19 protein-coding genes, 1 tRNA gene and 2 pseudogenes are annotated in these 20,850 nt (G+C 61.1%); 13 read left to right on the top strand and 9 right to left on the bottom strand.

Features of this window, described 5'->3' with window-relative positions:
* Nucleotides 1–614: 614 nt before the first annotated feature.
* On the bottom strand, nucleotides 615–1,160 hold the full coding sequence (locus tag FS320_RS05100; protein WP_152710069.1) for a recombinase family protein: 546 nt from the start codon (nucleotides 1,158–1,160) through the stop codon (nucleotides 615–617).
* A 265-nt stretch (nucleotides 1,161–1,425) separates the two neighbouring features.
* On the opposite strand from FS320_RS05100, the gene FS320_RS05105 reads away from it, so the two are divergent.
* Entirely contained in the window at nucleotides 1,426–2,421 is a 996-nt protein-coding gene (locus FS320_RS05105) for a hypothetical protein (protein WP_152709951.1), read from the top strand.
* A gap of 274 nt (nucleotides 2,422–2,695) precedes the next feature.
* The gene (locus FS320_RS05110; RefSeq protein ID WP_202882829.1) at nucleotides 2,696–3,688 is read left to right on the top strand and encodes an HNH endonuclease; all 993 of its coding nucleotides are present in this window, start codon (nucleotides 2,696–2,698) and stop codon (nucleotides 3,686–3,688) included.
* Between the two features lie 120 nt (nucleotides 3,689–3,808).
* Here the strand turns inward: FS320_RS05110 and FS320_RS05115 are convergent, their stop codons facing one another.
* The 6 genes and pseudogenes from FS320_RS05115 to FS320_RS05135 all read right to left on the bottom strand — a co-directional run bounded on the left by FS320_RS05115 (nucleotide 3,809) and on the right by FS320_RS05135 (nucleotide 9,424).
* Entirely contained in the window at nucleotides 3,809–4,360 is a 552-nt protein-coding gene (locus FS320_RS05115) for a hypothetical protein (protein WP_152709953.1), read from the bottom strand.
* Between the two features lie 642 nt (nucleotides 4,361–5,002).
* Nucleotides 5,003–5,827 (bottom strand): DUF6998 domain-containing protein, encoded by an 825-nt coding sequence (locus FS320_RS45800; RefSeq protein ID WP_192926250.1) that lies wholly within the window; start codon nucleotides 5,825–5,827, stop codon nucleotides 5,003–5,005.
* Between the two features lie 101 nt (nucleotides 5,828–5,928).
* Entirely contained in the window at nucleotides 5,929–7,167 is a 1,239-nt protein-coding gene (locus FS320_RS05125; protein ID WP_152709955.1) for a hypothetical protein, read from the bottom strand.
* Between the two features lie 361 nt (nucleotides 7,168–7,528).
* On the bottom strand, nucleotides 7,529–8,545 hold the full coding sequence (locus tag FS320_RS45805) for a site-specific integrase (protein WP_162002836.1): 1,017 nt from the start codon (nucleotides 8,543–8,545) through the stop codon (nucleotides 7,529–7,531).
* Between the two features lie 516 nt (nucleotides 8,546–9,061).
* A pseudogene (locus tag FS320_RS50665) lies at nucleotides 9,062–9,244 on the bottom strand (DUF6538 domain-containing protein); the annotation flags it as partial.
* A gap of 104 nt (nucleotides 9,245–9,348) precedes the next feature.
* Nucleotides 9,349–9,424 (bottom strand) — tRNA-Ala (locus FS320_RS05135).
* 182 nt (nucleotides 9,425–9,606) lie between these two features.
* Between FS320_RS05135 and FS320_RS05140 the strand changes: the two genes are divergently transcribed.
* From FS320_RS05140 to folD, 3 genes are read left to right on the top strand one after another with little or no spacing between them, the layout of a single operon-like run.
* Nucleotides 9,607–9,897, top strand: a complete 291-nt coding sequence (locus FS320_RS05140) for a YggT family protein (protein ID WP_152709959.1) — start codon at nucleotides 9,607–9,609, stop codon at nucleotides 9,895–9,897.
* Nucleotides 9,898–9,910: 13 nt separating this feature from the next.
* The gene (locus FS320_RS05145; RefSeq protein WP_162002837.1) at nucleotides 9,911–10,228 is read left to right on the top strand and encodes a DUF167 family protein; all 318 of its coding nucleotides are present in this window, start codon (nucleotides 9,911–9,913) and stop codon (nucleotides 10,226–10,228) included.
* Nucleotides 10,225–11,127 (top strand): bifunctional methylenetetrahydrofolate dehydrogenase/methenyltetrahydrofolate cyclohydrolase FolD, encoded by a 903-nt coding sequence (gene folD, locus FS320_RS05150; protein ID WP_152709961.1) that lies wholly within the window; start codon nucleotides 10,225–10,227, stop codon nucleotides 11,125–11,127. The genes FS320_RS05145 and folD overlap by 4 nt, the downstream gene beginning before the upstream one ends.
* 51 nt (nucleotides 11,128–11,178) lie before the next feature.
* On the opposite strand, the pseudogene FS320_RS05155 reads toward folD, so the two are convergent.
* Both FS320_RS05155 and FS320_RS05160 read right to left on the bottom strand, forming a co-directional pair.
* Nucleotides 11,179–11,792, bottom strand: a pseudogene (locus tag FS320_RS05155) (hypothetical protein).
* Nucleotides 11,793–11,992: 200 nt separating this feature from the next.
* Nucleotides 11,993–12,880, bottom strand: a complete 888-nt coding sequence (locus FS320_RS05160; RefSeq protein ID WP_152709963.1) for a LysR family transcriptional regulator — start codon at nucleotides 12,878–12,880, stop codon at nucleotides 11,993–11,995.
* 201 nt (nucleotides 12,881–13,081) lie between these two features.
* Here FS320_RS05160 and sdhC point away from each other — a divergent pair, with 201 nt between their 5' ends.
* The 8 genes from sdhC to mdh all read left to right on the top strand — a co-directional run bounded on the left by sdhC (nucleotide 13,082) and on the right by mdh (nucleotide 20,797).
* On the top strand, nucleotides 13,082–13,477 hold the full coding sequence (gene sdhC / locus FS320_RS05165; RefSeq protein ID WP_152709965.1) for a succinate dehydrogenase, cytochrome b556 subunit: 396 nt from the start codon (nucleotides 13,082–13,084) through the stop codon (nucleotides 13,475–13,477).
* A gap of 12 nt (nucleotides 13,478–13,489) precedes the next feature.
* Complete coding sequence (gene sdhD / locus FS320_RS05170) at nucleotides 13,490–13,906, top strand: succinate dehydrogenase, hydrophobic membrane anchor protein (RefSeq protein WP_152709967.1); 417 nt, start codon at nucleotides 13,490–13,492, stop codon at nucleotides 13,904–13,906.
* A gap of 11 nt (nucleotides 13,907–13,917) precedes the next feature.
* Nucleotides 13,918–15,726 (top strand): succinate dehydrogenase flavoprotein subunit, encoded by a 1,809-nt coding sequence (gene sdhA / locus FS320_RS05175; protein WP_152709969.1) that lies wholly within the window; start codon nucleotides 13,918–13,920, stop codon nucleotides 15,724–15,726.
* A gap of 125 nt (nucleotides 15,727–15,851) precedes the next feature.
* On the top strand, nucleotides 15,852–16,634 hold the full coding sequence (locus FS320_RS05180) for a succinate dehydrogenase iron-sulfur subunit (protein ID WP_152709971.1): 783 nt from the start codon (nucleotides 15,852–15,854) through the stop codon (nucleotides 16,632–16,634).
* 238 nt (nucleotides 16,635–16,872) lie between these two features.
* A complete protein-coding gene (locus FS320_RS05185; RefSeq protein WP_338105290.1) occupies nucleotides 16,873–17,535 on the top strand; it encodes an AprI/Inh family metalloprotease inhibitor in 663 nt (220 codons plus the stop codon).
* A 240-nt stretch (nucleotides 17,536–17,775) separates the two neighbouring features.
* Nucleotides 17,776–18,969 (top strand): cell division protein ZapE, encoded by a 1,194-nt coding sequence (gene zapE / locus FS320_RS05190; RefSeq protein WP_338105291.1) that lies wholly within the window; start codon nucleotides 17,776–17,778, stop codon nucleotides 18,967–18,969.
* Complete coding sequence (locus FS320_RS05195; protein ID WP_152709975.1) at nucleotides 18,966–19,595, top strand: TetR/AcrR family transcriptional regulator; 630 nt, start codon at nucleotides 18,966–18,968, stop codon at nucleotides 19,593–19,595. Before zapE ends, FS320_RS05195 begins: the two co-directional genes overlap by 4 nt.
* Nucleotides 19,596–19,834: 239 nt before the next feature.
* The gene (gene mdh, locus FS320_RS05200; RefSeq protein ID WP_152709977.1) at nucleotides 19,835–20,797 is read left to right on the top strand and encodes a malate dehydrogenase; all 963 of its coding nucleotides are present in this window, start codon (nucleotides 19,835–19,837) and stop codon (nucleotides 20,795–20,797) included.
* The last annotated feature ends 53 nt before the right edge of the window (nucleotides 20,798–20,850 follow it).

Genomic DNA, 20,850 nt, shown 5'->3' on the forward strand with positions numbered 1-20,850 from the left:
CAGGCGCCCACCGTCGAAAGCAGCGGTGATCTTCTTGCGGCCAACGGCTGGAAACGGGAAGGTGGCAGGTGTATCGTCCGGCATGGCGAGTGTGGCACAGGGCAATTGGTGGCAGGGATTAGTCTCAGCAACCAAATCCTACGCTGCTTCAAGTGCTTAAGCTACACTCGCCAGCCTTCATCAACCTTCCCATGCATAAGAACGGCTAAGGATCTAGATGCTTCCTTGTCACACTCCAGCCCCATCCCGCCGCGCCACCCTCTGCAACGCGCTTGCCATACCCTCCAGAGCAACAGGTTGGGTCTGCCTCAATAACGGCAACATAGTCCTCAGGACTGACGAACTTCCGCACATCACTTGGTTTCCCTTGTGGGCTGATTAACTGCTTGGCGAACGCAATTGCCTGTTCTGGTGTGTTGATCCTGTCTTCAGGAGAACAATCCGCCATGAAGTCAGCATTACCAATGGTCCTGTGCCACACACCAAAACCCAACAGGGCTATGAGAGCGATTAGCAAACTCTTGGGAATCAATCTCACCTCTGATGGTTAGAACAATGCTGCTTTATAGTTCATAGGATCACGCCTTCTACGCGGGTCATCGTTCAGCAATTACTCACCCAGCTAGCACCCTGAACACAGAGCGTTCACCCACACCAAGATGCTGGGCAATCTCCCTCTTGGTGAGTCCCTGAGAGGCCAAAGCCTTTATCTCGCCAGCCTTGGACCGTGCGGTCGGGGCGCGCCCCTTATACTTGTTCTCCGCCTTAGCCTTAGCGATACCCTCACGCTGCCGTTCCAGCATCATTTCGCGTTCAAACTGAGCCACGCTGCCCAAGACATTGAGCATCAGCTTTCCTGTCGGGGTGTTGGTGTCGATACCCAAGTCCAAGATGCGGAGGGCAACCCTCTTAGCTTCCAGGGCAGCAATGATTTGACCCAGATGGACCACTGAACGGGCGAGACGGTCCAGTTTGGTGACCACCAGCGTGTCACCCTCACGAACATAGTCCAGAGCATCATCCAGGGCTTTCCTGTGACCCACAGAGGATGTTTGCTCCAAGAACACCTTGGTACACCCAAGGGCCTTCAGGTCTCGCTCCTGAGCTTCCAAACCAGCAACTTGATCCAGGGTGCTTGTGCGTCCGTAGCCCACCAGCATTGTCATGTGTGTTCCTGCCATTGAGGTCTAAGACATTGAGTCAGAGACTATGCCAAAAGGCAAGAACCACTTCATTGGCACCCAGAATTGTCCACACCAAGCTCTGCCATATGGGCAGGGTCTAGTGGAACGAGAAGAGTGCAAATCCAGCTGCACGAATGATCGCCCCTATAATCGGGCACGTGGCGAAGTCATCCGTTAACAGTGCAGCTTGATAGCTGACGAGCAGGATGTTTAAAGACACCGCGAGTGTGAGAGGTGCCAATTGTTCATCACAGCAAAGCAGATCACAAAGAATGTGGAGCGGCTTTACGAAATCTTGACGAAGGAACTGTCCTTGACCACCGATCGCAGCGGCGGTGTCGAGGAGGGTGTCCTCACAATGTGGGACATCCTAGAGGTCCTAAAAGACCCGCCTCAGACGGCGGATCAGGCACTTATCGATAAGCTAGTTGTTGGCGCTGGTGTGCATGACCTGTCTGCAAAGATTTGCGCAGTATGGGACCACTTCCCCCTGGAGCGAGGTACCCTTGAGCCTCATCTCAAGCTCCTGGCCGGAACCAAGTTTATTACCCAAAACGCTGTCAATGATCGTTGGACCGCTGATGGCGCGAACGGGCGTCAACACGACGACGCTGACAAGATCATCGAGCTGTATTGGGCATGCTTGTGCATCATCGCCGGGATGAAGGTTGATCTGGATGATCCAGTGAACTCATCCGGCGGCAAGAACCCAGATGTTATAGCTACCGCGACGGACGGGATAAAATGGGGGTTCGCGCTCAAGACGCTGGCGCGTGTAAGCAATCCTGTAAACGTTCCGAGTAATATGAGCAGGCTGATGCGCGGTGGCATCAAGCAAATCAATGCTTCGAGCGTCGACAAGGGTATGGTTGTCCTTAACATGAAGAATGTTATCGACCATGATCTGATCAGACAGACGATGCACATCTTCGGTTGGGACAAGGCGCGCGAGCAACTGGTATCGCAGGTAGCTAACTACACCAACGACCTTCACCTTAATCATTCCCACGACCTTCTGGCAGACCTTCAGGCGAGCCCTCGTGTTGCACCCCAGGCGGCTTTGGTCGCGCACGTCGCAACGCCGACCAACATATTTGGGCGGACCGTGATGACTGAAGTGAATGCAATGGTGGAGGAGGTTTTCCCACCGTCGAGGGACGACGGCGCAGGGAGTTATGCGGCTGAAGTACATTGGCTGCTGTGGACGTTGAACGACGTAGTGCAAAAGGTCCGCTAGCCCATAGCAAGCCATTGGTTTTCTTAAGGCTGGGTTTTACGAGCGGCACAAGGGGTAGCCAGAATTCATGCCATCTAAACCGACAAAGGGTAGGGCCAAGTACCTCGCTATACCGACAATCCCTGTGAACATCCCAGAGTATCCGGGCTCCAGTGCTCCCCTCCGGACCAAAGGGCTCACAAATGAGCCTCGGTGGTTCCGCCGAGACGAATTGGCTGTGAGGGGTGGCGCGGATACTGAGCGCCAGCACTGGATTGAGGGTGTTCTGGGCAGTATGGCAGCCGGCAACAGAGCGGCGGCCCTTCCTTGGGCGTTCTCAACACCGGCCGGGAAAGTGTATTGGTTCGACGCAGGCGCAGCAGCGTTCCTCCTGAATGGCGAGTTCGCTGCTGAAGTGACCGATAGCAAAGGCGTTATCACCCACCTGCAGTTGACGTCCAAATTCTGGGATAAGGTAGAAGGAGCCGGAATTGCGATTAGCGGGCCTCTGCCCGATCGCGTTCTGCCGCTGCCGGAGCTTGCAACTGTGCCCATGGACCAGCCGCGCCGCAACCCTAGCTGGTCCAGGGATGAACTCATCCTTGCCCTCGATCTCTACATGAGAAATCCGAGCTCACCTCCAGGCAAATCCAGTGATGAGGTTCTGAGCCTCTCCTCACTGCTCAACACGCTGGGGCGGCTCAACGCTGGTCATGGGCAGGAGTATCGTAACCCAAACGGCGTCTACATGAAGATGATGAACTTCCGCCGTTTCGACCCCTTGTTCACGGCTGCCGGCAAGGTTGGCCTCACGAGAGGCGGAAGGGAGGAGGAGGCTGTTTGGCATGAATTCGCTCATGACCAAGAGAGGCTCGCCCAAGTTGCCCAGGCGATCCGGACTGCCGCCGAGAGCAATATGGAAGGCGCCTCACAGACTTCTGGTGACGGAGACGGCGCGGAGGCAGAGGAGGGGCGCATTCTCACACGCCTTCATCGGTTCCGTGAGCGACGCCCTGAGCTGGTCGCCCAAAAGAAAGCCTCTGTCCTTGCGGCGTCAGGGCGGCTCTCCTGCGAGGTTTGTAACTTCGACTTCGAGGAAAAGTACGGAGAGCGAGGAAGAGGGTTCATAGAGGCGCATCATCTCAAACCCCTGCACACACTTTCGGAGGCTACCAAAACAAGCCTTGGCGACCTCGCCCTCCTCTGTGCTAACTGCCATCGGATGATCCATTCAGCGCAGCCTTGGCTAAGTCCGGATGAGCTTCGGCAGATACTTCGAAATGATTGAATGCCGGCTCGTCTTGGCCTAACCTCGCAAGCCTTGGCCCACCAGTCAGTTACGGTTCTCTCGAAGACTTCGAGAGCACGGGTAACTTGGGCGCGGGTCCTAGGTGCATGCATGCGGTCGTCAAAGACGGCGGTAAATCGCATTCTGCCGCTCCAATGCCGCTATCTCGCTGACACCCAACCCCAGCTCGCGAATGATCTCGTTGACCATTTCCTTGGGTTCCTCGAACGTGGCTACACGTTTCCGGGTCTTGTTCCAGTCGGCGATATGTGGCCAAGCGAGGGCAATCACGCCCTTTTCCAGCCGGCGCAACTCATCTTTAGTCGGTTTGAGAGGCAGGCACACGAAACCACAATGCTTGCGGATAAATGCCTGCCGCACCCGGCGAGCAATCTCCCCATCGCGGGCATTCGTGCTGGGATGGTGGCGATCGTGCCAAAGGCGGCCAACTGAATAGTTGCAGGCCAGCTTATGGCTGCGCTCCTCGGACCCGGTGATGTGGCGGCTCCAGATGCGATCCCTGAAGCTATCGCTGTCGGTCATGCCGAAGTAGTGAAGCTTGCCCTCGTGGTCACCAAGCCCGTAGAGGCCGACTGCGTCGGGCATGTCATCAAAGCGACGAAGAGGCTGAGAAAGGAGATGGTCGAGAGCATCGTGGGCTGTGAGCGTCATCTGGGTTCTCCGTTTTTGAAGGCGCTGTCTTCTATGGAGAAGCGATAGACGTTCACCCGAGCTGAACTTTTCGCCGTACTTTATATGGGTCGACGCGCTTGGTCCGCACTCGAACTGATGCCACAGGCACAGCCAGAATAGTCATCCAAATCGCGTCATCCGGAATATCTGGAGGCAGGGGGCGGGACACAGCCGTACGCTGGATGCCAAGATGTCCGTAGATCAACTCGAACGCCTGACTGAATTTCGCATAACTTCCGTCGTACTCCACCTCAAGTATTGCAACACGAGGCGCTGTAGATTGAGGACTGACGAAGCAGTCTCCTCGGAACTGATCCCGATCAAACTCAGCCGCTTCAAGGACACGGAACAAGACTGGGGTTGCTCCGATCTCGGTCAGTTGCCCAAGCAAGGAACCCAACCGGGGGAGAGATACTGCAAAATCGGCAGAAGAAACTGAACCTGAATACGACATAGAGATTATCACCACAGTTTTAGGTCGAACCTATAATCACGGGTCCGCCAACGGCTACCTACTTCTGAAGATAGCACTGGAGGCTTACGGGAAGGTTGGGACCGTCATTGTAGGGCTGCCAGAATGACCATCAGTGTCTCAAATGCCTAGATCAAGGCTCACTCGGACTAAGCGCCTTCGCCACTGCTCGGAACCGTGCGCTTGAAGCTCGGCTCATAGACCTCGCGAGGGACAACGGCGCGTAGCCGGTTACCGATGTTCATTCGAGCCATGCCAGGATTGAGATGGTCATACCGCTCGTTAATGCCCCACTGTCGTGCAACTGTGTAAAGCCTCTCAAGGTCCAGAGTGCCATCGGGAGACCGCACCTGATCACTAAGCCAAATGTTAAAAGGCCCGTCCTTCACCAGCCTTTTCCAACGCTCGCGACGTTCTGGGGTGAAAGCATCAACCGGTGCTGAACGCGGAGAAACACGCGCGGCAACTTTGCTCTCCAAGCGGTCGCGCTTAGCACTCTCGATTGCAACACTCAGGTCTGAACGCCAAACGCGTTTCGCAATTGTGCAGAACTGTGCGATGCCGAGGCTACCGCGCAAATTGCGAGCCTTAGAGCCAGGTGCCGTGAGCCGCTCACTTACGCTGTCGCGTGGTGCTTCCCATATCTCATACGGCTCCATTGTACTCTCGTCGATTAATACTAAGAGAACGCTATGGAACTCGTGTTCGAGGTTGATGCGGGGGACGCGGCCAACTCGAGGATGCTGCACGTTCACCGCACGCCCTTTGATCTGGATTAACTCCTTGGGATGACGGACTGCGTCGTAGCCGGGGGTTCGTGCTGGAGCCAATTCTAGCCCAAGTAGTCGATGGGCCTCGATCTCGGCCACTTCGCCAGAAATCCCTAGCGGCTTGCCGGTTAGTTGCTTGTATTCAACTGCTAGCGCTTTCGCTACGTCGATAACCTCATAGATGCTCCGCACCTTATCGCCCATCCTTATGCTTTCGTTGCAAAGGATACAGTCCCTCAATTCGTGAAACCGGGTTCATTTTTCCTCGCCAGAAAAGCTAATTTTCCAAAACCCTATCACATCCATCATCCTTCTCCTCCATGGATGAGGCGATCGCGGAACCGGTGGAATGTGGAGGCTAGAGGCTCTAGCAAGACGTACCGCTGGCTTGAGGACCTCTCGATCAATGACACCTTCTCCAGAACACCAGCCTTTGCGAGGGCTTTGGCTACTCGCAACAGGCTTGTGCGGGGTCGCGCGTCGATAGCTCCATCGATGGTGAGTTGCGTGAGGACCTCGCGGATCAGGTCCTGATCCCCCTTTGCACGTTTGGTGATCTCAGCGAAGGCGCATGCAAGCTCTATCATTTCATTAGCCGCCTCTTGCCTTGCAAGGTTAGGCAGTCCAGCCAGAATATGGTTCAAACGCCGCGCGCCATCGAGGCGGACGTGCTCAAGTCGCTGCCAGAAGGACAGGTCCTCGCTGAACCGAAACTCTGGGTTTACCAGGTCGCCAACGCTACGGGTCCGGCCATTGTAGGTCACCTCAATCCTCAACCGGGTTGAGAGCTTCGGATAGACCTTGAGGCTGAGACCTGTGCGAAGGTTGATCGCAAGCCACTTCGACGAAGCCTCTCGGCCCTCTCTGAGGGTGTACTCTTCTGTAATTTCGAAGTTTGGGGCTGCCGCTCGTAGGGCAAGTTCTAACCCAGCAAAAGACAGCCGGGCGTCGTCGAGCGGGAATTCCCAGTGCACTTCCACATGATGGAGCTGCGGAACCTGTTCGGTGGGAGGCAGCAGGATTAGTTGTGGGCGCTCCATCATTGGGTAAGCCGCCCCTGATCGGCGGCTGAAATCGGTCACGATGTGGCGGGTGATGGCCTCGACGTAGAGTGCAACGAGTTCGTCCCATTGTTGAGTGACGAGCGAAAGCCAGCGATCGCCCGGCAGGTAGTTGTCCCAATCCGAGAGGGCTCCTGCCTCCAAAGCAGATTGCTCATCGGGGTCGATCTGCAGCAGTCGGTGCGGCTCGATCGCTCGCAGGGCTTGGACGCTGTCTGGATTGAACCGGCGGGCATAGGCCGCGAAGCGCGTCGGATTGATGCTCAGCGTCAAAAAGACCTGACGCTGGTTAGTTTGCTCCGCCCGCACATAGCGAACTTCTCCAGAAAACAGCCACCCCTTTGCAACGGGTTGCAAAACCGAGGATCGGCCACGCCCTCGCGGGGCGGAAAACACGTTTCCCCACTCCAAGGATTGGGCGTGCTGACGACGCACAAGATGCTCGAAAACCTGATCGTCAGGGGAAGTGACCACGCCCTGCATGGTGAGTTCGATCTTGTCGTGGCGGCCGAAGGCTGGGTTCACCTGCTGATCGCTGAGCAAGTGCAAGCCAGGGCGGACGCGTCTCCGAGCATGACCTCCGGTGGTTTTGATCTCTGTGGGGTCCCCTATGGAGGGAACAGGGCGGGTACTGGGAAAGGAATTCGTCATGAGGTTCTGAACAGGGCCAGGCAGGTTGAGGGGACCCGCTGTTGCCAACGCCAGTCCGCACGTGGCTACTAATGCCCTTATCAGGCTCGGTCGAGCGAAAGCTCTCGTTTAACGCCCATAGGGGTCGATCAGCGATCCAGCCTCAGGCTCAACTCGAACGTGAATGATACTGCGTACCAACAGGGCTCGGAATTTATGTTTCGCTGCTCGGGTAGAGATGTCGCAGATCGAGCCCATCGTACCCGACCTTCGCAATATCTTTGGCAAGCATGCTGGGCCGTGTGCCTGAGCCGTAATCGTCCTCGGTGCTACTGCTCGACCAGCCGCCCAGCTCCCGCACCCGATCCTGCGGGACTTCGGCGTTGCGGAGGGCATCTCGGAACGTGTGACGGAACGAGTGGAAATTCTTGCGGCCTTCCTGGATACCAACCTTATCGAGGAAATGGGCGAACCATTTGCTGAAGTTGTCGGAGATGTAGCCTGTGCTGGCGACCGTCAGCTCAGGGAAGAGGCGCGCTTTAGGTGGATGGTCGGCTCTAATCTTGGCCACGTATTCCAGAAAGCCGATGCGCCTTAATTCGGGGTGAACCGGCACGAAACGATGTCCGGCATGCGTCTTCACGCGCTTGAGCCCGTCCTCGTCCGATCGGATCAGGATGATGTCAGTTCCATCCTCGACGACAATGTCATCCTCACTCAGCTGGCACGCCTCGTTGAGGCGCATACCGGAGTAGAGCGAGATCAGTGGAACCCAAAAGCGGCCCCGTCGCGGCCGATCGGGTCCGGGGCAGGCATACCCCCGCTCGTCGTCGAGACAGCCCGTGTAAAGCGGCGCTGCGAAAATGCAGGCCAAGTCAGACGAGGTGAAAGGCAGGCGGCGGTCCTTCCGCCGCAGACCGTCGCCGGCCAGCCGCAGGCCGGTAGCCGGGTTCTTCTCGATCAGGTGCTCCTTTACCGCGAAGTCCATCAGCGACACGAACGCACTCATGTAGCTGTTGGCTGTCGTCACGGACATCGGCTTGAGACCGCGCGCCTCGGCAAGCCGCAGGACCTCTCCCGTCGTTTTTTTCGGAAAGCGCTTGGTAGCGTTCGAGGGGAGCGCCTTTACCGTGTCGAGGAGTTTGCGTGCCTTCTCGCGGTCGATGGCGGTAACGAGGGTCTTGGCTCCAATAACTTCCTTGAACAGCCGGTGCTGAGCCTCTTGCTTCAACTTCGTCTTCGGGGAGGGACGCGGTCGCGTAGGATCACGGTCATATCTTTGTATCAGGTCGGACAGCGTAACGGCCGAGATTGAAACCGGGTTCACAGCCGTAACGGCAGATAGATTGGTGAAACGGTGGTCCAGAGGGTAAAGGGCGGTACGTGACGAGCGGTTTATAAGCCGCCGCTCACTTTCGATCGTTGCTTCGTGCAACACACGAGCCAGCTTGGCACGCCACGGTGAAATGATACCCTGTTCTGCAGGGTCGGGAATGCCGACTTCTGAGAGAAGCGTCCGCACCTGCTCGTGAACGCTTGCGGATACCACCTCCCAATCCTCAATAAATCCAAGGTCTTCCTCGTGGATTAGGGTCTCGTCTGGGTCGAGCTGACGAGAGGCATTCTTCTTCTCAGCTGCTACGAACCAGCGAGTAGCAAGTGTCCATACCTGCTCGTCGGTGAGATCAATCGCGCGGGAGTTGCCGGCGGCCTCGTTGGATCGGGCTAGTTTGATGCGCGCATCGTCAAACTCAGCCTCAACTTTGAGCCGCTCAATCCGAACACGTCGCTTAGCTTCTGCAGCATCAGAAGTTTTAAGGGAGCGCCTGACCTCCAGTTTGCCAATTATTGGCCTGATCTCATCCGGAACACGCACCCTCAACCAATAGATGCTGCCGCGAAGCTGGAGGTGTTCAGGACGACGGGCCATAAGGGTTCGTGGGTCTGTTGTGTACCAAAGCTATGTACCAAACAGCACAATGAATCCATTGAAATCAAACGTTTTTTAAAGAAATCAACAGCCTAAGTGAGACTTGGTGGAGCTGAGGGGAATCGAACCCCTGACCTCTGCAGTGCGATTGCAGCGCTCTCCCATCTGAGCTACAGCCCCGGTCGATTCCATCGAGCCAAGTGGCGCAAGTTTTAGGCCTGCCGGCTTTGGTCTGTCAATCGGTCGGTGAGGGGCTGGAGATGGCATCGGGGCGGGAAGGGGCGGCCCTGCGAGGCGGTTATGGGTTGTTCAGCCCCGCTTCAAACGCTACATGAGCAACGCCGATCCCTGACAGGTTCCTCATGCGCGCGCTTCTCAACGTCATTCTGCTGGCTCTGCAGCTCTATACCTATCTCATCGTCGCCTCGGCGATCCTGAGCTGGCTGGTGGCCTTCAACGTGGTCAACACCCGTAACAATTTCGTCCGCTCGATCTGGAACTTCCTGGATGCGGTGACGGAGCCGGTCCTGAGGCCGATCCGGAGCATCCTGCCCAATCTCGGCGGGGTCGATATTTCGCCCATCATCCTGATTCTGCTGATCATTTTTATCCAGAACCTGATCGTCGACTACCTGATGCCGATCGCCTTCTAAAAGGGCGCGCCGCGTGGCCTGGCGCATCCGCCCCGACGGGCTCGAAGTCCGGGTCCGGGTGACGCCCCGGGGCGGGCGCGATGCCATCGACGGAGTCGAGGCTCTCTCGGACGGCAAGTCGGTGCTCAAAGTCCGGGTCAGGGCCGTGCCGGAGGATGGGGCCGCCAACGAGGGGGTCCGGCGCCTGCTGGCGAAGGCGCTCAAGGTTCCGGCCTCGGCGGTCAGCCTCGAGACCGGCGCCACGGCCCGGCTGAAGACGTTTGTGATTTCAGGCGAAGGCGAGGCGCTGGCCGCCGCCTTCGCCGCCTTGACAGGACGGACAGACCCATGAGCGCCACGATCATCGACGGAAAAGCCTATGCCCAGGGCCTGCGCGCCCGCATCGCCGATGCCGTTTCCGGCCTGTCGCGGCAGGGTGTGACGCCCGGCCTTGCCGTGGTGATCGTCGGCGAGGATCCGGCGAGCCAGCTCTATGTGAAGAATAAGGCGCGCCAGACCGTCGAGGTCGGCATGCGCTCCTTCGAGCACACGCTGCCGGCCTCCACCGGCGAGGCGGAGCTTCTGGATCTCGTCGCCCGGCTCAATGCCGACCCGGCGGTGGACGGCATCCTCGTGCAATTGCCGCTGCCGAAGCAGGTCGATGCGCAGAAGGTGATCGAGGCCATCGATCCGGCGAAGGACGTGGACGGCTTCCATCCGATCAATGCCGGGAGGCTCATGACCGGCGTGCCCGGTCTCGTCTCCTGCACGCCCTTAGGGTGTCTTCTGCTCGCGCAGTCGGTGCGGCGCGATCTCGCCGGGCTCAATGCTGTCGTGGTCGGACGCTCCAACATCGTCGGCAAACCCATGGCGCAATTGCTCATCGCCCAGAGCTGCACGGTGACGGTGGCCCATTCCAGGACCCGCGATCTTGCCGAGGTCTGCCGCAGCGCGGATCTCCTCGTGGCCGCCGTCGGGCGGCCCGAGATGGTGCGCGGCGACTGGGTCAAGCCGGGCGCCATCGTGATCGATGTGGGCATCAACCGGGTGCCGAACCCGGCTGCCGGCGAAGGCAAGACCAAGGTGGTCGGCGACGTGGCTTATGCGGAAGCGGCCAAGGTCGCTTCCGCCATCACGCCGGTGCCGGGCGGCGTCGGCCCGATGACCATCGCGTGCCTGTTGCGCAACACCCTGGAGGCCGCCTGCCTCCGGCGCGGGATCACGATGCCGGCGGTGGATTTCGCCGCCTGAGCATCGATCCCAAAAGTGGATTCCACTTTTGGGATCCGTTCGACGGGCTCGTCAGTTCGCCGCGAAGCAATAGAACAGGCCGGCCCCGCCGGTGCCGCGCAGGGCGTCCTGACTGCATCCGCCGCGTGAGGCATGGGACGAGTTCCAGGACTTGGCCGGCGGCGACTCGTCCAGGCCCGTGCGGTCGTGGTGCCCCATCATGGCGGCGCCTTCGGTGCCGCTCTTCGTCCAGTTGCCGCAGGTCATGTCCTCGTTGCCGGTAAAGGTGGTGCCGTCTGCTTGAGAGCCGGTGAGGATGTCGTGCTGGGTCGGTTGGTCGCCGCGCCCCTTCACCATCTCGCCCTTCTCAGTGAGGGCCGTCTGCTTGGTGAGATTGTTGCTGGCGCCGTGCAGGTCCACCACGTCCTTGGCGATGACAGTGCCCTTGGCGTTCTGCCAGGGGCCGCGTCCGATGCGGTCCTTCGCGTTCGTGGCCGTTCCGCCGCGACGGCTTGAGTCGAGAGATAGGCGCGCCACATCTTCCCGCGAATGCCGGCGGCTTCGGCCAGGGTCTGGCAATGCCGGTCCGCTCCTTCGAGGCCGCCGAGATCCGCGCCCTTGCCGGAACCGACGCTGGTGACGAAGAACGTGGTATCCTGGGCGCTCTGGGCCTGAGCAGCACCCATGGGAGCGAGGGCAAAAACCCGATTGCGGCGATAAGCCAACCGCCATTCGTTCCGCGCATTGTTTCCTCCTGTGATGGATTGAGACCGTCCTTGTTCGAGACGGACGGTTCTATAGACGATCCTGGGAGAAGAATCATTCCCTCCTCACGGCGTTTTGACGGCGGACAGGCAGGGAGGTGAGTTCCCAATTGCGTGATCGGTCACGCTTCCTTGCGCAAATGCTCGATGAGCTGTCGCGCCGAAGTCGGCAGATCCTTCAAGGACCGGATGCACAGGGTGAGATCGCGCGCAGCCCAGGCGTCCTCTAGTTCGACCGGGATGATGGCCGTGGTTCGGGCGGCGCGGCGGGCGGTGGTCTCGGGCACGATGCCGAGGCCCACGCCAGCCTCCACCATGCGGCAGACCGCGTCGAAGCTGCGCAGCTGCACCCGGAGGCGGATGGGCCTGCCGATGCGCGTCGCCTTGCCGGCGAGGAAGCGCTGGAGAGCGCTCGCCCGGTCGAGGCCGACGAAATCGTGCTCCAGCACCTCGGCGAAGGAGATGCTGGGCCGGGAGGCGAGGGGATGACCTTTGGGCACCACAAGCACGAAGCGGTCGCTGCGGAACGGGTAGGTCTCGAGCCGCCCCGTGTCGACGGTGCCGGCCACGATGCCGAGATCGCCGACGCCTTCGGCGATCAGGCCGACGATTTCGTCGCTCAGGCGCTCCTCCAGGTCGATGGAGACCTGCGGGTGCCCGGCGAGGAAGGCGCCGAGCGCTTCCGGCAGGAACTCTGTCAGGGCGTTGGTGTTGGAGAGGATCCGGATCTGGCCGGTCAGTCCGCCCGTATAGGAGCCCAGATCCTCCCGCAGGCGCTCGGCCTGGGCGAGGAGGGCGCGGGCATGCTGGAGCAGGGTCCGACCGGCGGGCGTCGGGGTCACCCCCGCCCGGGTTCGCAGCAGGAGGGGAGCGCCGAGGGACTTTTCCATGTTGCGGATGCGGGTGCTCGCAGCCGCCAGCGCCAGATGAGCCCGCTCGGCTCCGTGGGTGATGCTGCCGGCCTCGACCACGTGCCGGAAGACGCTCAGATCGGTGAGATCGAATTGCATAGTTATCCTTCGTCATTTGCGAAGGGAGATAAGAATAATTAAAAATTGTGCGATAAGCGAGCCTGTATCAAACTTCGCGGCTGACGAAGTGTGTCTCCTGTCGCCCGGTTGGGCAGAAGGCGCATTGCGGTGTTGCCGCGCTTCCGTTACGAACCATTCCAAACTACGGGCGGCCGACGTCGCCGATCAGGAGTGAACACCATGGCTGAGGCGAAAGTGGCCCCGCGGCCCTTGTCCCCGCATCTTCAGGTTTACAAGTGGAGCTGGACGATGGCGATGTCCGTCGCCCACCGCATCACGGGCATCGCGCTCTATGGCGGCATCGCGCTTTTCGCGATCTGGCTCGTGGCGCTGGCCTCCGGCCCTTCGGCTTTCGACACCGTGCAAGGGTTCTTCGGCTCGCCCGTCGGTTACCTGATCCTGTTCGGCTATACCTGGATCCTGATGCACCATATGCTGGGCGGCGTGCGCCATCTGGTGTGGGATTTCGGCCATGGCATGGAGCCGGCGCAGCGCATCAACATGGCCCGCTTCACCCTCGTCGGCTCGATCGTGCTCACGCTGGCGATCTGGGTCGTCGCCTTCATTGCTTTCTAAGGAGACCGGACCATGGCCGACAACAGGGCTGACACCCGCGTTTCCATGCGCACCCCGCTCGCCCGCGTGAAGGGCCTCGGCGCTTCCGGGCACGGCGTCGAGCATTGGTGGATCCACCGCATGACGGCGGTGTCGAACATCCCGCTCATCATTTCCTTCGTGATCATCATCGCGGCACTGGCCGGCAGCTCCTACGAGGAAGCCATTGCCATCATCTCGCATCCGCTGATCGCGATCATCCTGATCCTGGCGGTGCTCTCGGTCACGAACCACATGCGCCTGGGCATGCAGATCGTCATCGAGGACTACGTCCACGACAAGGGCCCGAAGATCGCTGCCGTCATCGCGAACAATTTCTACGCCGTGATCGTCGGGGTGGCCTGCCTCTACGCCATCCTCAAGGTCAGCCTCGGCCGCATCCTCGTTTAAGGAATTCTCTCATGGCTCAAGCAACCAACGGCAAGGCCTATACGATCATCGATCACACCTTCGACGTGGTGATCGTCGGCGCCGGCGGCGCGGGTCTTCGCGCCACCGTCGGCTGTTCGCAGGCCGGCCTTCGCACCGCCTGCATCACCAAGGTGTTCCCGACCCGCTCGCACACGGTGGCGGCTCAGGGCGGCATCTCCGCCTCGCTCGGCAACATGGGGCCGGACGACTGGCGCTGGCACATGTACGACACCGTGAAGGGCTCGGACTGGCTCGGCGATCAGGATGCCATCGAGTATCTCGTCCGCAATGCTCCCGCGGCCGTCTATGAGCTGGAGCACTGGGGCGTTCCCTTCTCCCGCACGGCCGAGGGCAAGATCTACCAGCGCCCCTTCGGCGGCATGACGACCGATTTCGGCAAGGGCACCGCGCAGCGCACCTGCGCGGCCGCCGACCGCACGGGCCATGCGATCCTGCACACGCTCTATGGCCAGGCGGTGCGCAACCAGACCAACTTCTTCATCGAGTATTTCGCCCTCGACCTGATGATGGATTCCGACGGCCGCTGCGTCGGTGTCGTGGCCCTCAACCAGTCGACCGGCGAGATCCACCGCTTCCGCGCCCATATGACGATCCTCGCCACGGGCGGCTATGGACGCGCCTATTTCTCGGCGACCTCGGCCCATACCTGCACCGGCGACGGCAACGCCATGGTGCTGCGCGCCGGCCTGCCGCTGCAGGACATGGAGTTCGTGCAGTTCCACCCGACCGGCATCTACGGCTCGGGCTGCCTCATCACCGAGGGCGCGCGCGGCGAGGGCGGGTACCTCACCAACTCGGAAGGCGAGCGCTTCATGGAGCGCTATGCGCCCTCCGCCAAGGACCTCGCCTCCCGCGACGTGGTCTCGCGCGCGATGACCATGGAGATCCGCGCCGGCCGCGGCGTGGGCAAGAACAAGGACCACATCTATCTCCACCTCGACCACCTCGATCCGAAGATCCTGCACGAGCGCCTGCCCGGCATCTCGGAAAGCGCCAAGATCTTCGCCGGCGTCGATGTGACGAAGGAGCCGATCCCGGTCCTGCCGACCGTCCATTACAACATGGGCGGCATCCCGACGAACTATCACGGCGAAGTGCTGACCCTGAAGAACGGCAACCCTGACACGGTGGTGCCGGGCCTGATGGCGCTCGGCGAAGCGGCCTGCGTGTCCGTGCACGGGGCGAACCGTCTCGGCTCGAACTCGCTCATCGACCTCGTGGTGTTCGGCCGCGCGGCGGGCCTGCGCTGCGCCGAGATCCTGGAGCCGAACGCCCGTCACGCTGATCTGCCGAAGAACGCCGACGAGCTTTCGCTCTCGCGCCTCGACAAGTTCCGTTATGCCAACGGCTCGACCTCGACCGCGGACCTGCGCCTCCAGATGCAGAAGACCATGCAGAACAACTGCGCGGTGTTCCGCACCGGCGAGGTTCTGGAGGAGGGCCGGAAGCTCATCCACGACGTCTGGAATGCGGCTGCCGACATCAAGGTTACGGACCGCTCGCTGATCTGGAACACCGATCTCCTCGAGACCCTGGAGTTCGACAACCTGATCGGCCAGGCCGTGGTCACCATGGAGGGTGCCGCGAACCGTCAGGAATCCCGCGGCGCGCATGCCCGCGAGGACTTCTCCGAGCGCGACGACAAGAACTGGATGAAGCACACCCTGGCTTGGCTCGACGACACCTCCCACAAGGTGACCCTCGATTATCGGCCGGTGCACACCTACACCATGTCGAACGACATCCAGTACATCGAGCCCAAGGCTCGCGTGTACTAACCAACACCCTTCATGGCCGGGCTCGCCCCGGCCATCCACGTCTTCCCACGCTGGAGCGGAGCAAAGGCGTGGATACCCGGCTTAAAGCGCCGGGCATGACGAAGTAGAGGCAAGGTAAGACCTAAATGGCCCAATTTACCCTTCCCAAGAACTCCCGGTACACCGAAGGCAAGACCTGGCCGAAGCCGGCCGGGGCCGCGAACCTTCAGGAATTCCGCATCTACCGCTGGAACCCGGACGACGGCGCCAATCCGCGCATCGACACCTATTACGTCGACCGGGACGATTGCGGCCCGATGGTTCTCGACGCGCTGCTGTGGATCAAGAACAACGTCGACTCGACGCTGGTCTTCCGCCGCTCCTGCCGCGAAGGCATCTGCGGCTCCTGCGCCATGAACATCATGGGCGGCAATACGCTCGCCTGCACGCTCGGCATCGACGATTGCGGATCGGGCTCGATCAAGATCTATCCGCTGCCGCACATGCCGGTGCTGAAGGATCTGGTGCCGGACCTGACGAGCTTCTTCGCCCAGCACGCCTCCGTCGAGCCTTGGCTCCAGACGGAGACGCCCGCGCCCGAGACCGAATGGCGCCAGACGCCGGAAGAGCGCTCGAAGCTCGACGGCCTGTACGAGTGCATTCTCTGCGCCTGCTGCACTACCTCCTGCCCGAGCTACTGGTGGAACGGCGACCGGTTCCTAGGTCCCGCGGCCCTGCTCCAGGCCTATCGCTGGCTTATCGACAGCCGGGACGAGAACACCGGCGAGCGCCTCAACAACCTGCATGATCCGTTCCGGCTCTATCGCTGCCACACGATCATGAACTGCGCCAACACCTGCCCGAAGGGCCTCAACCCGGCCAAGGCCATCGCCGAGGTCAAGAAGATGATGATCGCGCGGGTCGTGTGACGTAACGTCGGTGACGCTTCCTTGCAACAACTTCACGAAAAGGCGCCTCGGGCGCCTTTTTTTGTGGTTTGCGATCCCATATGTCGAAGCCGAAACCATGTTGGCCTGGGTTCATATTCCTCTCTGTAGCCTGGGCTGACGCATCGTGCGGAACCGGAGGTCCGCGTCAGCGAAAAGTGGACCCGGTCTTCCGCGAAGAACGATGCGCCGCTTAAAGGATTGAGCATCGGACCCATAAGTGCACTCCACTTATGGGTCCGATGCTCTAGACAATCACCCGTCCGAACGGACGGACATGCACACGAGGACCAAGATGACGAAGCCGCTGTGGCTGACGACTGCTGTAATCTGCTCCGCCCTGGCGCTCGGCGCGTGCTCCTCGACCCGCCTCGGCGGGCCGCCGTCTCGCGGGGCCGGGATGGCGCCAATCACCGAGGTGCCGCCGGTCGAAGCCGTGCCGTCGGGGCCGATCGAGGCGGCTCCGCTGCCGCCGCTCGCCGGAGCGCCCGTTGCGCCCGAGATGATGGCTCCCCCGGCCGGCGGAACCGAAATCGCCGGACTGCCGCCGGCGCCCCCGCCGCCGACCGTCGCGGCGCCGGCTCCCGCGCCCGCCCCGGCTCCGTCCAGCCGCACCGCCATGGTCGGCAACTGGAGCGTCCAGACGTCGGGCGGCAATTGCCGCCTCCAGCTTTCGAGCTCGCCCGCGCTCGATCTCTACCGGGCGTCGGCTTCCGGCTGCTCGAACCAGGACCTGTCCAAGGTCAATGCCTGGGACTACCGCGACGGCGAGGTCTACCTCTACCAGACGGGCGGCGCCGTGACGGCGCGCCTGCGCGGATCGTCTTCGGCGCTCAGCGGCGTACTCGCCAAATCCGGCGCACCGCTGACGCTGGCGCGCTGACGATCAGGCAACAAGGACGCATCAGCCTTCCGCGAGCGAACCTCTGTCGTCGTGGCCGGGCCTGTCCCGGCCATCCCGATGCGGTGAGGCGCGGCGCTTTAAGCAATCGGGATCACCGGCACAAGGCCGGTGATGACGAAGGGATGAATGTCGGACAGGTTTTAAAAGTGGGCTGCTTTTTCAAGACAAACGGCCTCAAGACGTTTGCGCTCCAAGGCGCGGAGGGGTATCGGTCATCCTGTGAACGACACCCCCTTCTCCTCGCCTCAATCCATCACGGCCCGCTACAACGCCCTGGTCACGTCGGGCGCCATCGAACGCGATCCGGCGCAGGTGGCCCTGCTCAAACGGCTCGAGGCGCTCGCCGGGAGCCTCGCCAACCACCGTCTGGCCCGCAAGCCAAGCGCGCTCGGCTGGCTCTTCGGCAAGAAGAGCGCCGCACCCCCGAAAGGCCTCTATGTCTGGGGCTCGGTCGGACGCGGCAAGACCATGCTGATGGACTTGTTCTTCGAGGCGCTGCCGGTGCGGCGCAAGCGCCGGGTCCATTTCCACGCCTTCATGGCCGATGTGCACGAGCGCATCCACGAGTACCGGCAGAGGCTGAAAAGCGGGGAGGTCTCCGGCGACGACCCCATCGGTCCCGTGGCGGAGGCGCTGGCCGACCAGGCCTGGGTCCTCTGCTTCGACGAGTTCACCGTCACGGACATTGCGGATGCGATGATCCTGGGACGCCTGTTCACGGCTCTCTTCGCCCGTGGCGTGGTGGTGGTCGCCACCTCCAACGTGGAACCCGACCGGCTCTATGAAGGCGGCCTCAACCGCTCGCTCTTCCTGCCCTTCATCGGGCTGCTGCAGGAGCGGATGGCGGTGGTGAAGCTCGAATCCCGCACGGATTTCCGGCTCGAGAAGCTGGCCGGCAGCCCGGTCTTCTATACGCCGGCCGACGAGCACTCCCGTTCGGCGCTCACCCGCGCCTTCAAGAGCCTGACGGGCCGCGATCAGGGCAAGTCCCTGATCCTCACCGTCAAGGGGCATCCGGTCGAGGTGCCGCAGGCCGCCGGCGGCGTGGCACGGTTCTCCTTCGAGGATCTCTGCTCCAAACCGCTCGGGGCCGCCGATTACCTCGCTGTTGCGGAGGAGTTTCATACAATCGTCCTGGAGAACATCCCGACGATGTCCTTCGAGCGTCGCAACGAGGCGAAGCGCTTCATCATGCTCATCGACGCCCTCTACGATGCCCATGTGAAGCTCCTCGCTTCTGCCGAGGCCGAGGTGACGGAACTCTATCACGCCGATACCGGCCGCGAAGCCTTCGAGTTCGACCGCACCGTGTCCCGCCTCATCGAGATGCGCTCCGAGGAATACCTGTCCCTGCCGCATGGGCGCTCGGATTCGGAAGCCTCGGGCAGCATGACCGGGCTCGCCGAGACATGAAGCGGCCTACCGGCGGAGCGGTGCGGATCGCGGAAGCCTCTCCGGCCGATACTCGGCTTCTCGCCATTGCGGCCGATCAGCTCAAGGAATTCGGGCCCAAGCACATCACGGTCGTCGGGATCGCCGATGCGGCCGGCATGACTCACGCCAATGTCTATCGCTACTTCGCCAACAAGGCGGCCCTCATCGATGCGGTCGCCGGGCAATGGCTGCGCAGGATGGAGGCGACCATTGCGGACATCGCGGATTCCCCCGATCCCGCCGACGACAAGCTGGAACGCCTGATCCAGGCCTGGGCGCGGATCCATCGGGACCTCCTGAAGGCGGACCGGCATCTCTTCGACGTCTATTGCACGGCCACCGAGACGGCCCGGCCCCTCATCCGCAAGCACCGGTCCCGCATGCGCCTTCTGATCGAGCGGGTGCTGGACGAGGGCATCGCGACCGGAAAGTTCGACCCCCGGGACCGGGAGAAGGCGCATGCCTTCATCACCGACGCGGTCTATCGCTTCATCAACCCGCTCACCGTCCGGCTCGATGCGGACGTGCCGCAGGATATCCTCGACCAGCGTCTCGCCACCATGATCCGGGCCATCCTGCGGGCGCTGGCGAATGGTAGCGTGTAACATCAGTTACAATTTTCGAAACTTGTAACAAGAAAATTCATAACGTCTAAGGCCGCTCAAGTTGCTGTAAAGGCAAAGTATTTCCGAAACGTTAAGCTTGTCGAGACTTTCATGAGGGCTCAAAGCCGTGCCTGTTAACCTTTTGGTCGCTTGATGGCGGCCCATTTCTCATGGCAAACAGCGCCACCTCAAAAAAGGCATGCCAAAACCCAAGGCATGCCAAAACCCAAGGACAGACCATGGCCCGGAAAAAGATCGCGCTCATCGGTGCAGGCCAGATCGGCGGAACGCTCGCCCATCTCGTCGGCTTGAAGGAACTCGGCGACGTCATTCTCTTCGACATCGCGGAAGGTATCCCCCAGGGCAAAGGTCTCGACATCGCGGAATCCGCCCCGGTCGATGGGTTCGACGCCAAGTACGAGGGCGCGAATGACTACGCGGCCATCGAGGGCGCCGACGTCATCATTGTCACCGCCGGCGTGCCGCGCAAGCCCGGCATGAGCCGCGACGACCTGATCGGCATCAATCTGAAGGTCATGGAAGCGGTCGGCAACGGCATCAGGCAATATGCCCCGAACGCCTTCGTCATCTGCATCACCAACCCGCTCGACGCCATGGTGTGGGCGCTCCAGAAGTTCTCCGGCCTGAAGCCGGAAAAGATCGTCGGCATGGCCGGCGTGCTGGATAGCGCCCGCTTCCGTCATTTCCTCGCGGAAGAGTTCAACGTGTCGGTCGAGGACGTGACCGCCTTCGTGCTCGGCGGCCACGGCGACGACATGGTGCCGCTGGTGCGCTATTCCACAGTTGCCGGCGTTCCGCTGCCCGATCTCGTGAAGATGGGCTGGACCTCCCAGGAGAAGCTCGACGCCATGGTCGAGCGCACCCGCAAGGGCGGCGGCGAGATCGTCAACCTGCTCAAGACCGGCTCCGCCTTCTACGCGCCCGCCGCTTCGGCGATTGCAATGGCCGAGAGCTATCTCAAGGACAAGAAGCGCGTCCTGCCCTGCGCGGCCTACCTGAACGGCCAGTACGGTGTGAAGGACATGTTCGTGGGCGTTCCGATCGTGATCGGCGAGAACGGCGTCGAGCGTATCGTCGAGGTCGCGTTCTCCGCCGACGAGAAGGCCATGTTCGAGAAGTCCGTCGCTTCGGTGCAGGGCCTCGTCGACGCCTGCAAGCAGATCAACTCGGCCCTCGCCTAAGATTCCTCAAGGACGTCATGGCCGGGCTCGACCCGGCCACAGCACCTTCAACC

The sequence above is a fragment of the Microvirga tunisiensis genome (assembly GCF_009296175.1).
Taxonomy (GTDB): domain Bacteria; phylum Pseudomonadota; class Alphaproteobacteria; order Rhizobiales; family Beijerinckiaceae; genus Microvirga; species Microvirga tunisiensis.